This window comes from Afipia felis ATCC 53690, assembly GCF_000314735.2.
Taxonomy (GTDB): domain Bacteria; phylum Pseudomonadota; class Alphaproteobacteria; order Rhizobiales; family Xanthobacteraceae; genus Afipia; species Afipia felis.
Genome location: NZ_KB375270.1, coordinates 3,967,862 through 3,980,012, shown reverse-complemented (window position 1 = coordinate 3,980,012; position 12,151 = coordinate 3,967,862). Strand labels below are relative to the sequence as shown.

The 12,151-nt window shown below is 57.5% G+C and carries 11 protein-coding genes; 3 read left to right on the top strand and 8 right to left on the bottom strand.

What is annotated here, in order from left to right:
• Positions 1–98 precede the first annotated feature (98 nt).
• Positions 99–497 carry a nickel-responsive transcriptional regulator NikR gene (gene nikR, locus HMPREF9697_RS18985; protein ID WP_002718880.1) on the top strand — a complete coding sequence of 133 codons (399 nt, stop codon included), beginning with the start codon at positions 99–101 and terminating at the stop codon, positions 495–497.
• Between the two features lie 63 nt (positions 498–560).
• Here nikR and HMPREF9697_RS18980 read toward each other — a convergent pair whose 3' ends face one another.
• From HMPREF9697_RS18980 to HMPREF9697_RS21120, 4 genes are all read right to left on the bottom strand, one after another.
• A complete protein-coding gene (locus HMPREF9697_RS18980; RefSeq protein ID WP_081602599.1) occupies positions 561–1,163 on the bottom strand; it encodes an HdeD family acid-resistance protein in 603 nt (200 codons plus the stop codon).
• An 86-nt stretch (positions 1,164–1,249) separates the two neighbouring features.
• Positions 1,250–4,381: an efflux RND transporter permease subunit gene (locus tag HMPREF9697_RS18975; protein ID WP_002718878.1), complete on the bottom strand. Its 3,132-nt coding sequence runs from the start codon at positions 4,379–4,381 to the stop codon at positions 1,250–1,252.
• Complete coding sequence (locus HMPREF9697_RS18970) at positions 4,378–5,562, bottom strand: efflux RND transporter periplasmic adaptor subunit (RefSeq protein WP_115622209.1); 1,185 nt, start codon at positions 5,560–5,562, stop codon at positions 4,378–4,380. The genes HMPREF9697_RS18975 and HMPREF9697_RS18970 overlap by 4 nt, the downstream gene beginning before the upstream one ends.
• Positions 5,563–5,733: 171 nt before the next feature.
• Positions 5,734–6,117, bottom strand: coding sequence for a hypothetical protein (locus tag HMPREF9697_RS21120; protein ID WP_147293871.1), 384 nt, complete (start codon positions 6,115–6,117; stop codon positions 5,734–5,736).
• 326 nt (positions 6,118–6,443) lie between these two features.
• Between HMPREF9697_RS21120 and HMPREF9697_RS18965 the strand changes: the two genes are divergently transcribed.
• A complete protein-coding gene (locus HMPREF9697_RS18965) occupies positions 6,444–7,883 on the top strand; it encodes a GntP family permease (protein WP_002718875.1) in 1,440 nt (479 codons plus the stop codon).
• A 91-nt stretch (positions 7,884–7,974) separates the two neighbouring features.
• Positions 7,975–8,709 carry an urease accessory protein UreF gene (locus tag HMPREF9697_RS18960; RefSeq protein ID WP_002718874.1) on the top strand — a complete coding sequence of 245 codons (735 nt, stop codon included), beginning with the start codon at positions 7,975–7,977 and terminating at the stop codon, positions 8,707–8,709.
• Here HMPREF9697_RS18960 and HMPREF9697_RS18955 read toward each other — a convergent pair.
• The 4 genes from HMPREF9697_RS18955 to ureA are packed head-to-tail and all read right to left on the bottom strand — an operon-like array spanning position 8,695 to position 12,128.
• Complete coding sequence (locus tag HMPREF9697_RS18955) at positions 8,695–9,744, bottom strand: urea transporter (RefSeq protein ID WP_002718873.1); 1,050 nt, start codon at positions 9,742–9,744, stop codon at positions 8,695–8,697. The genes HMPREF9697_RS18960 and HMPREF9697_RS18955 overlap by 15 nt on opposite strands.
• A 53-nt stretch (positions 9,745–9,797) precedes the next feature.
• Positions 9,798–11,501 carry an urease subunit alpha gene (gene ureC / locus HMPREF9697_RS18950; protein WP_002718872.1) on the bottom strand — a complete coding sequence of 568 codons (1,704 nt, stop codon included), beginning with the start codon at positions 11,499–11,501 and terminating at the stop codon, positions 9,798–9,800.
• Between the two features lie 9 nt (positions 11,502–11,510).
• Positions 11,511–11,816, bottom strand: a complete 306-nt coding sequence (locus HMPREF9697_RS18945; protein WP_002718871.1) for an urease subunit beta — start codon at positions 11,814–11,816, stop codon at positions 11,511–11,513.
• A gap of 9 nt (positions 11,817–11,825) precedes the next feature.
• The gene (ureA, locus tag HMPREF9697_RS18940) at positions 11,826–12,128 is read right to left on the bottom strand and encodes an urease subunit gamma (protein ID WP_002718870.1); all 303 of its coding nucleotides are present in this window, start codon (positions 12,126–12,128) and stop codon (positions 11,826–11,828) included.
• Positions 12,129–12,151 lie beyond the last annotated feature (23 nt).

The following is a 12,151-nucleotide window of genomic DNA, read 5'->3' as shown; positions in this document are numbered from 1 at the left end:
AGGCTATGCTGCAAACTAACGGAGAGCGAAGAATCTGACATCACAAGTATGATGATATGAATAAATCATCATACTTGTCGAGCTTAAAAGGAAGGACCATGCAACGCATCACCATCACGCTCGATAACGATCTGATCGATGAACTCGACAGAATGATCGCAGAGCACGGATACCAGAACCGCTCCGAGGCGATACGTGACTTCGCGCGTGCCGGTATGCAGCAGGCCGCGCAGGAGAAAGGCAAATCCGGCGAATGCGTCGCTGCGCTCGTCTATGTTTACGACCACGCCGCACGCAATCTGTCACGGCGGCTGGTGGAAAATTATCACAGCCACCACGATCTCTCGCTGGCGACGCTCCATGTTCACCTCGACAATGATAATTGCATGGAGGTGACTGCATTCCGCGGCTCCGGCAGCGAGATCCAGCATTTTGCCGATCACATTATTGCCGAACGCGGCGTCAAGTACGGGCGCCTGATCCTGATCCCGACATAAGTGGCAACCCTTCTTTTTCGTTCCACCAAAGCTCCGAGACTGCTGAACATTCTTGATGGGCCATCATCGCTGGCCGCTCCGCATCGTGAACGCAATTGCAATGTAAGCGATTCCCGCGACGAGAAGGGTTATGCCCGCAATCACCCCCGGTTCGTATCCGATTGTAAAAGGAAGTTTGATTACAAGCGCTGCACTAGCAGCTAACGAAACCAGACTCGACAAAGCAAACCATTGCCAGCCATTTTGCTTGCGGATTCGGAAGGCCAACGCGATCTGCAAGAAGCTTTGAACCAGCAGCACCAGCGCAATCAAAAGAGCGATGGCTAAAGCACCCTTCAAAGGGTTGAAATAGATCAAGATGCCCCCGACCACCTCAGCCGCACCGGTCAGCTCCTGCCAGAGAAAACCGCTCCATTCCTTGATCTGCAGGGAAAGCGCCATTTTTGCAACTCCGGCCAATCCGAGAGCAATCCCGAAAACAGATCCTGTCGCAAATGCTGAAATTTCGGGTAGGGCTATTGCGAGCACCCCAGCAATAACAAGAACAATACCCAGAACGAAAAATCTTCCCCATTTTAGCTTAAGGGTAGCTGCCTGATGCCGGCGATCGATATCGTTCGCATCGACTCCAGACTGCGGTGATCGATCAAATTGTTCAGTAGCCATCATCCATCCTGCCATATCGTCGTCATCTCAGTGGATGCGTGAAGCCGATTTCAGATCCTGTTAAGGCGGCGATCGCGAACTTCTGCTTAACAAGGCTCATCGCTCCGCACACCGAACAACCACGATTTCATGCGCTCACGAACGCTTTGCACCATGACATAGAGAACCGGAATCAGCACAAGCCCTATCAACGTTCCGATCAGAAGGCCCCCGAACAAGGTCAAACCGATGGACTGACGGCTGCCCGCTCCTGCCCCGCTCGCGACGACGAGCGGGATCACGCCGAGGATCGAGGCGAATGCGGTCATGAGAACCGGGCGGTAGCGCTGAGCGGTACCTTCCATCGCAGCTTCATCGATGCTCTTGCCTTCCTCGCGCTTATGCTTGGCGAACTCCACAATCAGGATTGCGTTCTTGGCCGCGAGACCAATCAGCAAGATCAATCCGATCTGGGCATAAATATCGATCGGGATACGGGAGATGGCGAGACTTCCGAGAGCGCCGAGAACCGCCACCGACACTGCAAGCATGACAGCAACCGGAACGCACCAGCTCTCATATTGAGCGACCAGAAACAGATAGGTGAAAACAATACCCATGATAAAGACAATGATGGTCTGATTGCCTGCCTGGCTTTCCTGCAAAGCGAGCCCGGTCCATTCGAAATTGAAATTGTTCGGCAGGGTCGCGCGCGCCAGATTCGCCATGATGGAGAGCGCCTGCCCCGTGCTCGTTCCGGGCGAGGGCTGCCCGTTGATCGAGGCCGCCGGGAAGAGATTGTACCGATTGATGGCGTTCGGCCCGAACGACGTCGTCGGAGTCACGATCGACCGTAACGGCACCAGATCTCCGGCTGCATTACGAACATGCAGACGCAGAATATCGTCCACACGATTACGAAATTCGGGTTCGTCCTGAATGCGGACTTGATAGACTCGCGAGAAGATATTGAAGTCATCGACATACGCGGAGCCCAGATGCGCCTGCAAGGCGGCAAAGATATTCGCCGGAGAAAGACCGAAAAGATCGGCTCGCTTGCGATCAATATCGAGATAGATCTGTGGGACGTCCGCGGAAAACGTAGTGAAGACGCCAGTCAGCCCCGGCGTCTGATTGGCCTTGAAAATCAGGGCCCGTGCCGCCTCCGCAAGATCTTCCTGGCTTTGGCCGCCGCGAGCCTGCAGCCGCATGTCAAACCCGCCGGTCGTTCCGAGACCCGGAATAGCCGGCGGGTTGAAAGGCACGATGGTGGCGGCAGGCAATCCTGCGAACTGAGCGCGCAGATGGGTGAGGATGCCGCCGATACTTTCGTTGGAACTGTTTCGCTTGTCCCACGGCTTGAGAGCCGCGATCGCCATGCCGGTGTCGGATCCGCTGCCACCGATCAGACTGTTGCCGGCAATCCCGATGACATTATCCACCCCCGGCGTCGCCCGCAGGATGTTCGTCACGTCGTCGATCACCGCTTCCGTTCGCTGGAGCGAAGCGGCGTTCGGCAATTGCACATTGACAAAGAGGTAGCCGAGATCTTCGGATGGAATGAAGCCCGTCGGCAGAATACGCATCAGCCCATAGGCGCCGCCGAATATAGCCGCCAGTATAACCGTCGCGAATATCAGTCTGCGGCTGAACCAGGCCAATAGCCAGAGATACCAGTCCCGCGAGACATCCAACGCGCCATTGAATGCGCTAAAAATCCGCCCGCGATTTTCCGTGGGCGGACGCAGCAGCAAGGCGCATAACGCCGGACTCAACGTTAGAGCATTGATCGTCGAGAGCGTGATCGTGACGAGAATCGTGACGGCGAATTGCCTGTAGAGCTGGCCGACGATCCCTCCGAGAAAGCTCACCGGTACGAACAAAGCAGCCAGCACGAGCGTGGTGGCGACAATCGGGCCCGTGACCTGCTGCATCGTGCGGCGGGTCGCTTCGGCAACTGGAACGCCATCTTCCTTCATCACGCGCTGCACGTTCTCAACCACGATAATGGCGTCGTCGACAACGAGACTAATGGCGAGCACAATCGCGAACAGCGTGATGGTGTTCGCCGAGTAATCGAGCACATACAAAATGGCGAAACCGCCGATCAACGAGACCGGAATCGTCAGCGTCGGAATCAGCGTGGCACGCCAGTCCTGAAGGAATATGTAGGTGACAAGGACCACGAGAATGAAGGTGATCAGAAGCGTGATCATGATCTCGTGGATCGTCGCGCTGACAAAAGAGGTGGTGTCGAACACCACCGTGTAGGACATGTCGTCAGGAAACGACGCCGAAAGGCGCTTGAGTTCGTCTTTGACGGCACGGGAAACGGCCAGCGCGTTGGCGTCCGGCGATTGATAGATAACGAGGGTCGCACTCGGCTGGCCGTTGAATTTCGAACCGGTGTCATACGATTCAGCCCCGAGTTCGACCCGCGCCACGTCCCGGAGGCGAACGATGGCTCCATCGGCATTGGTACGCACAACGATATTCCCAAATTCCTTCGGGTCCGCCAGACGGCCTCGCGCCATCACCGTCATCTGCAGTTGCTGTCCAGGCTGCGCGGGCGCCGAGCCTATCAAGCCCGCCGATGCCAAGGCGTTCTGGGCACGTATGGCACTCATCAAATCCGATGCGGTGATCCCGAGCGCCTGCATGCGATCCGGGTTCATCCAGATGCGCATGCCGTAGACCGGACCAAAGATTCCGGCCTCGCCAACGCCCGCAACGCGCGCCAGTGCATCACGCACATTGATGGACGCATAATTGCTGACGAAGATTTCGTCATGCGTCCCCTTGGGCGAATAAATCGCCACGCCCATCAGCATGCTGGTGGAGCGACTGCGGACCGAAACACCCGTCTGCGTGACGACAGGTGGTAGCCGTGGCGTCGCAAGAGCAACACGATTCTGTACGTTGACCTGCGCGATGGCCGGGTCGGTGCCGACGGCGAAAGTGACAGTCAGTGAATAACCGCCATTGTTCGTGCTCGACGAGGACATGTAGAGCATGTTCTCGACGCCGTTCACCTGATCCTCAATCGGCGCACCAATGCTCTCGTTGACAACCTCGGCATTGGCGCCCGGATAGCTGGCGGTCACCTGGACCTCGGGCGGCGTGATTGGTGGAAACTGCGCGACCGGAATCTGACTGAGAGCGAGCAAGCCGGCGAGCAGCGTTACAATCGCGATCACCATCGCAAAACGCGGCTTGTCAATGAACAGGAACGAGATCATCGGGCACTCACTCCCACATCTGGGGGAGAAATAGCGCCAGGAGATACTGGAACAACCCGCACAGCAGCACCGGGCCGGGCATTCTGAAAGCCCTGCACAATGAGGCTTTCCCCGCCCGTCAGTCCATCGGTCACAACCCAGTTTTGCCCAAGCTGCGCACCGGTCTTTATGCGTCGTTCCGCGACTTTTCCGTTTTCATCCAGAATGAGAACAAAGCGTCCTGCCCGGTCGAGCTGCACGGCCCCAACGGGAACGACAGGCCGGCGAACCGGCTCAGAGCGGCGGATGATCACAGTCACAAACTGACCAGGCACAAGGAGCCCATCCGGATTGGAAAAACTGGCTCTGATCGAAATCGTCCCTGTCGTCTGGTCAACCTCGTTGCCAGCAAAGTCGATTTCACCCTTGATCGGGTAATCGCTGCCATTGGAGAGACGCAGCATCGGCACATACTTGCGGGCAATCTCCTGCTTGCCGCGATTGTTGTTCTCTTCCCGCATATCCAGGATGATGCGATCGCTGACCGAGAAAACAACCCTGATCGGATCAACCTGCACCACCCGGGCCAAATTTCCGGAAGACGGTCCCACAAGACTTCCGACTGCAAAGGCGGCGACACCAATGCGGCCGGTAATCGGCGCCTTGATCACGGTGTAGCTCAGGTTGAGCTCGGCCATGCGCACGCTGGCCTGAGCGGACAGAACATTGGCTTGCGCAGTGTCGCGGGCGGTTTGAGCCTCCTCGAGAGAGACTTGCGACACCGCCTGTGTCCTGCGCAGCTCCTGATTACGTTGCACACGCCTTTCGGCGTCCTTCAGCGCCGCCTCTGCGCTCGTGACGCTGGCGCGGGCGGTTGTCACCGCCGCTTCATATGCGACCTTCTCCAGAATGAAGAGCGATTGTCCGCTTTGAACCGCCTGCCCTTCCGTGAAGGTCCGCTCCTCGATAAACCCCTCGACTCTGGCACGAATATCCACCGCGTTGACGGCCTCGACGCGCCCGACAAATTCCGAGGCCGGCGATACATCCTCCAACTGCACCGGCGTCACGCCGACGGCAGGCGATTGCGGTTGTTGGGCCCGAACAGCGTGGCCATTCAGAATCAGAATCGATGCAAGGCCACACAACAAAATCCAGTGTCGCGCTGCTCTGAATCGCGCCGCGGATGGCACCGCGGACATGGGCCAGACCGGGACGCATGAACTGCCTGCGTCAGTGAGAAGACTCCGCGAGTTCATGGATATGATCCCTTCGCATCGCCGACACGCCGTCCGTTATTTGGTTCGGAAAAGTTGAAAGAAAATGCATTCGATTATCACCGTCGAAATGACGACTGGCGACGACTGCACCTTCTAGATCTGGAGACTCTCTCTTTGGAGGAAGATCAGTTCCGGCAGCACGAGACTCACACCGTTTCGATCTTCAAACCCGATAACCACAAGTTCAGCCATGGCAGGTCTCCTCAAGCGGTGACAATGCAGCATCCGGACAGTGGTAAAATCAGCAAGCTCCTCGAATGTCGAACGTAGCGTACCCCCGAGTGCAGCAAGATGACAAGAATGTCTCGTGATTGGCTGGGCTGTCTCTGCGTCAGTCGTGCCGCTACAATCGTTCGACCCGGCAAGCGGGTAACGTTGCGCTGCACCAAGCACATCGCTGCGCATGAAATTGCCGGGACAAATCAAACGCTTTTTAACAAAATATCGTGGATCAACGGTGCTGATCCGCGCATTCATCTATGAATCATTCCAAGGCAGTCCGCTTTGATAAGAAAGCCGCGCCGAAAATCCACGATCAGCATGGGGCGAGCGTCCGATGACAGAACGATCACTCAATACTGACGTCATCGAAATGCAGCCGGAAGCATGCGTGCCAAACATCGCTTACGTACAAGCTGACACCGTGCTAGCTTGCAGCATCACATATGATTCAAGCGAAGATTCCTCGACCGCTTGAGATAGCAATAGAGCGGGAGTGATTATCAGCCAAATCTACTGCACCCGATACAAACAAATCCACGGATGACGTCATCGCTGCAATCCTTCATGTAAAGGATCTGACCATGGGACTTCTTGGGATATTGGTTGCACTAGCGCTTTTGATGTGGCTGGCCTACCGCGGTTGGAGCGTCCTCTTGCTATCGCCGGCGGCTGCACTTCTCGCCGCTTTAATCTCCGGCGAGCCCCTGCTGGCGAACTGGACGCAGACTTTCATGACCGGCACGGCAGGATTCGTCGCGCGGTGGTTTCCTCTGTTCCTGCTGGGAGGAATCTTCGGGAAACTGATGGATGACAGCGGATCGATTACGTCTATCGCGCATTCCCTGACGGAACGGCTCGGCGTGAAGCGGACGATGCTTTCAGTCGTTCTTGCGTCCGCCATCGTAACCTATGGCGGTGTCAGCGTATTCGTCGCGTTCTTTGTGCTTGTCCCGATGGCTCGTGAAATGTTCAAGGCCGCGAACATACCAAGCAGGCTGATGCCTGCAGCGATTGGTCTTGGCGCATTTACATTTACAATGTCCGCGCTCCCCGGAACGCCATCGACCAATAACGCGATTCCGATGCCCTACTTCGACACTACGACCTTCGCCGCGCCCGGCCTCGGCATCATTGCCTCGATCGTTACTTTTGTATTCGGAATGTGGTGGCTTGCCCGCGCTGAGGCTGCCGCGCGACAGGCGGGTGAAGTCTATATCGACAATGCCGATGCCGCCGTTATCGATGAGAAAATCCGCGAGCAGGCGACACTTTCGGGAGATTTCGATCCGGCAGAATTGAGCCACGGCAAGCGGGCTACCGATTACCCTCCTTTTATTTTTGCCTTGTTGCCTCTCATCGTGGTCATTGTCGTCAACTTCATGATGGCGCTGGTCATTCTTCCGAGCATTGATTTCTCATTCCTCGCCGAGGAACCGTGGGGAATTAATGTTGGAGCGGTCACCGGCGTATGGGCGGTTCTCATTGCGTTGGCAGCCGCCATCCTCACGCTTATCATCGTGAACTACCGGCGCCTCGCCTCACTGCGTGAGAGCCTTGATGCAGGCGCAAATTCCTCCGTTCTGCCAATTCTGACCATCGCCAGCCTCGTCGGATTCGGGGCTGTCATAGCAGCAATGCCTGCATTTACATCCGTTCGCGATGCTGTTTTGGAAGTGCCGGGAGGGCCGCTGGTTTCTCTCGTCGTTGCAATGAACGCCTTGGCAGCGCTGACAGGAACAGCGTCCGGCGGTATGGCCATCGCGCTGAACGCGCTGGGCAGCGAGTACATGCGCCTCGCACTCGAACACGGCATCGATCCCGCACTGATGCATCGCCTCACGGTGATCAGCGCAGGGACGCTCGATGCCCTGCCGCATAACGGCACTGTCTTGCTCTTGCTGCAGATCAGCAAGCAAACGCATGCGGAAAGCTACTTCGACATGGTCATGACGGTGATCGTCGGCGTGATCATTTCGCTAGCCGTTGTTTTCGTATTGGGCTCGATGTTTGGCTCGTTCTGACCGGTGGCGAAAACCACAGGAATGGGTCAATATTGGCGTGGAAGGCCGAAGGCTCCAAGTCGGGCGGCCTCTGCCCGGCTCGTGGATTCTCATGCTTCCTTGGCAGGCCACACTGCCTAGCCTGTATAATCGGAGAGTGAGTGTGGTGTTTCATGACGGCTCTCGCGCTTTGCCGCTTCATCTCCTGCGTCTCGTAAGCCAAAGCTTGCCCGCGGGCGCCTTTTCCTACTCTCGAGGACTGGAATGGGCGGTCGCCTCCGGCATCGTCAAGAACGAAACGAATGCGCGCGACTGGATACTGGGCACGCTGGAGCACAGCTATGCCGCGCTCGACGGCGCGTTGTTCTGGCGGCTGATCCATGCCCTTATGCAGGATGACATAGAGCGCTTCCTCGCCTGCGACGCCTGGCTTGCAGCCGGCCGGGAAAGCCGCGAGCTCGCTCTGGAAGACCAGCGAATGGCCGAGGCCCTGTTGCGTCTGCTTACGGATCTCGAACTCCCCCTCGCCCGGAGTGACGCCAGCCACGCCGTCACCTATCCGGCGGTCTTCGCCATCGCCATCCACCATTGGCAAATCGCGCCAGCCGACGCGCTTAAGGGCTTGATGTGGAGTGTCGTGGAGGGTCAGGTTGCCGCTGCGATCCGTCTTGTGCCACTGGGCCATACGGCCGGCCAACGCATCATGATTGAGTCAGTGCCCGTGATCGAGCGCGCGGCGGAAAATGCAGCCTCCCTCACCGACGACGAGATCGGCAATGTGGCTCCTCTCATGGCCATGGCAAGCGCTTGGCACGAGACCCAGTACAGCCGGCTATTCCGCTCCTGAGTCCGTTTGCAGCCCTGCAAGATAACGCCGGCGGTTGTCTTCCGGCGTCGTTGCCTCGGCAGGGGGCACCGGCACCAGCGCTTTAAAAGCGTACTGGCCGATCAGCATGATCCAGGTCACGAGAACAAAGGTCGATGTCAGCACCGGCATGCCGATGGGTTTTAAAAAAATCGCAATCGAGGCCCAGAGCCAGGCTGACACGACCGCCCCGAAGACGGCATAAAGCAGGCTGCTCCAGTTGAAGACCAGAAAGAAGCCACCGAGTGCAATCGCCGTGAGGGCTGCGTTGTAGCCAAAGAGCCCGTCCCGAATTGCACCTTCCGGCCCTCCAAAAAGGGCCGCGATGAAAGTGCCGATCACGGCACCAAGCAAGCACATGGCCGCGCTGATGCGAGAGTTGATAGCGATGCCGACAAGGATGATGTAGCCCGTGATCCAGTTATCCTGGAAAAAGATCTGACCGATCGATGTGCCTATTCCCTGATACCACGTCCCAAAGTCATATGGCGCGCTATAGGCGAACTGGTCCGGCGAGACGGGCTTTGCCATCGGACCGGCCTCGATGGCATTGAATTTCAGGACGGCAAAAAGGAAGAGCCAGCCCACAAGCACAAAGGGCATGGTCAGAGGCGCCACCTTATGCGGACCAAGCAGTGCGGCGATGGTTGCGAAGGCCATGGTGGTGAACGCCGCCGCGCAGACAAGATAAACGGTCATGGCGACAGAAGGTATCGCCCCGGTCTGGAAATCCTCACTGGTGAAGGCGACAAGTGCGAGCGCGACGAGCGCACCGTTGAAGCCGAACAGGCCATCGCGAATAAGGCCCTTATCGGCTTTCAGCCAGATCGCGGTCAGCGTGCTGGCAACCACACCCAGAATGCATATCGCTGCATAGATCCACGAGTTGACAAGAAGCCCGAGGAGAATAACGAGACCCGCCAACGGATTATTCTGAAAAACAACCTGCCCTACGCCACGCAACGTCCAATCGACGAAGCCGAGGGTCGGGTGATCTTGGAATTGCCCTACGCGCACGGAAATCTCCCGAGCTTCAAGACAAAATGTGAGCGCCCTCTCCGGGTAATCGCCTAGAACAGGAAATAGCGCTGCGCCATTGGCAGCACGTCAGCTGGCTCGCAGGTGATGATCTTTCCGTCGACCCTGACTTGATAGTTCTGGGGGTCGACCTCCAGCTTGGGCGTGAGCCCGTTGTGGATCATATCTTTCTTGCGGATTGTACGGGTCCCGCGCACCGCGACGAGTTTCTTGGAAAGCTTCAGCTTCTCACCGATCCCGTCGTCAAGCGCCGCCTTCGAGACGAACGTGACGCCGGTTGAACCGCGTGCACGACCCAGCACACCATACATCGGACGATAATGCACCGGCTGCGGTGTCGAGATCGAAGCGTTGGGATCGCCCATCGGAGCCGTCGCGATCATGCCGCCGAGCATGACGAGCGACGGCTTCACCCCAAAGAAGGCCGGCTTCCACAGGACAAGGTCTGCGCGCTTGCCGACTTCGATGGAGCCGATCTCATGAGCGAAGCCATGGGTGATCGCCGGATTGATGGTGTGTTTGGCGACATAGCGTTTGACGCGAAAATTATCGTTGCGCGCGCTGTCTTCAGGCAGCGGCCCTCTCTGCACCTTCATCTTGTGCGCCGTTTGCCAGCAACGCAGCGTCGTTTCGCCGATCCGACCCATGGCCTGCGAATCCGACGACATCATCGAGAAGACGCCGAGATCATGCAGAATGTCTTCCGCTGCGATCGTTTCCTTGCGGATGCGCGATTCGGCGAACGCAACGTCCTCCGGAATTTGCGGGCTGAGGTGGTGACACACCATCAGCATATCGAGATGTTCGTCGACGGTGTTGATCGTATACGGCCGCGTCGGGTTGGTAGAGGACGGCAGGATGTTCGGTTCACCCGCCGCGGTGATGATATCCGGCGCGTGGCCACCGCCGGCACCTTCCGTATGAAAGCTGTGGATCGCCCGCCCCTTCATGGCAGCAAAGCTATCCCGCACGAACCCACTTTCATTCAGCGTATCCGTGTGGATCGCAACCTGAATGTCCTCTTCATCAGCAACGGTGAGACAATTATCGATGGCAGCGGGAGTCGTGCCCCAGTCTTCATGCAGCTTCAGACCGACCACGCCTGCATGAATCTGCTCGCGCAATGGTTCTGGCAGACTGGCGTTGCCCTTGCCGAGCAACCCAATATTGATGGGAAGATCTTCAGCCGCTTCCAACATCCGGTGAATTGCCCAAGGGCCCGGCGTCACCGTCGTGGCGAGCGTGCCGACAGTCGGACCCATGCCGCCGCCGACCAGCGTCGTCGTGCCGCTGGAAAGAGCCTCTTCAGCCTGCTGCGGCGCGATGAAATGGATGTGCGTATCGATAGCACCGGCCGTGAGAATCCTACCCTCGCCAGCAATGACATCGGTGCCCGGCCCGATGACGATGTTCACACCCGGCTGAATATCCGGGTTGCCGGCCTTTCCGATGCCGGAGATGCGGCCATCCTTGATGCCGACATCGGCTTTCACAATACCCCAATGATCCAAAATAATGACATTGGTGATAACGACATCGGCGACTTCTGCGGCCAGACGCTGGCCCTGCCCCATGCCATCGCGGATCACCTTGCCGCCGCCGAAGCTGACTTCTTCGCCGTAAACGGTGTGATCTTTTTCGACTTCAATGATGAGTTCGGTGTCGGCCAGACGCAGCCGGTCGCCCGTGGTTGGACCGTAGAGATCCGAGTAGGCCTGACGTGTGATCGAAGCCATCCATCCCTCCTACAGTTTGCCCATGATCTTGGCGTTAAAGCCATAGACCTTGCGATCGCCATCCAGCGCGACGAGTTCAACCGCGCGATCCTGGCCGGGTTCAAAACGCACGGCAGTTCCCGCAGGGATATTAAGGCGAAAGCCTTTCGCTTTGTCGCGGTCGAAAACCAGCGCTTCGTTCGTTTCGTAGAAATGATAATGCGAACCGACCTGGATCGGCCGATCGCCGGAATTCTTGACTTCAATCTTGCAAGTCTTTCGACCTGCATTCAGCTCCACGGAGCCATCCTCAATGAAGTATTCGCCGGGAATCATCGCGGACTCCTATGGAATTGGGTTATGGACCGTGACCAATTTGGTGCCGTCGGGGAACGTCGCCTCAACCTGAATGTCGTGGATCATTTCAGGCACGCCTTCCATCACATCATCTCGCGTGAGAAGCGTAGCGCCATACGACATCAACTCCGCAACGGTTTTACCATCGCGCGCGGCCTCCAGAATGGCGGCAGAGATATACGCAATCACTTCCGGATAGTTGAGCTTCACACCGCGCGCCTTCCGGCGCTCCGCCACCAATCCGGCGGTGAAAAGCAGGAGCTTGTCTTTCTCGCGAGGTAGCAGTTCCATCGTTCAACCCTCTTCTACGCTGT

Bases quoted from the DNA above. Each gene is read 5' to 3' on its own strand.
- HMPREF9697_RS18945 (WP_002718871.1), bottom strand. From the start codon at position 11,816: ATGATTCCCGGCGAATACTTCATTGAGGATGGCTCCGTGGAGCTGAAT.
- ureC (WP_002718872.1), bottom strand. From the start codon at position 11,501: ATGGCTTCGATCACACGTCAGGCCTACTCGGATCTCTACGGTCCAACC.
- HMPREF9697_RS18980 (WP_081602599.1), bottom strand. From the start codon at position 1,163: ATGGCTACTGAACAATTTGATCGATCACCGCAGTCTGGAGTCGATGCG.
- nikR (WP_002718880.1), top strand. From the start codon at position 99: ATGCAACGCATCACCATCACGCTCGATAACGATCTGATCGATGAACTC.
- ureA (WP_002718870.1), bottom strand. From the start codon at position 12,128: ATGGAACTGCTACCTCGCGAGAAAGACAAGCTCCTGCTTTTCACCGCC.
- HMPREF9697_RS18960 (WP_002718874.1), top strand. From the start codon at position 7,975: ATGCTTCCTTGGCAGGCCACACTGCCTAGCCTGTATAATCGGAGAGTG.
- HMPREF9697_RS18970 (WP_115622209.1), bottom strand. From the start codon at position 5,562: ATGTCCGCGGTGCCATCCGCGGCGCGATTCAGAGCAGCGCGACACTGG.
- HMPREF9697_RS21120 (WP_147293871.1), bottom strand. From the start codon at position 6,117: ATGAATGCGCGGATCAGCACCGTTGATCCACGATATTTTGTTAAAAAG.
- HMPREF9697_RS18965 (WP_002718875.1), top strand. From the start codon at position 6,444: ATGGGACTTCTTGGGATATTGGTTGCACTAGCGCTTTTGATGTGGCTG.
- HMPREF9697_RS18975 (WP_002718878.1), bottom strand. From the start codon at position 4,381: ATGATCTCGTTCCTGTTCATTGACAAGCCGCGTTTTGCGATGGTGATC.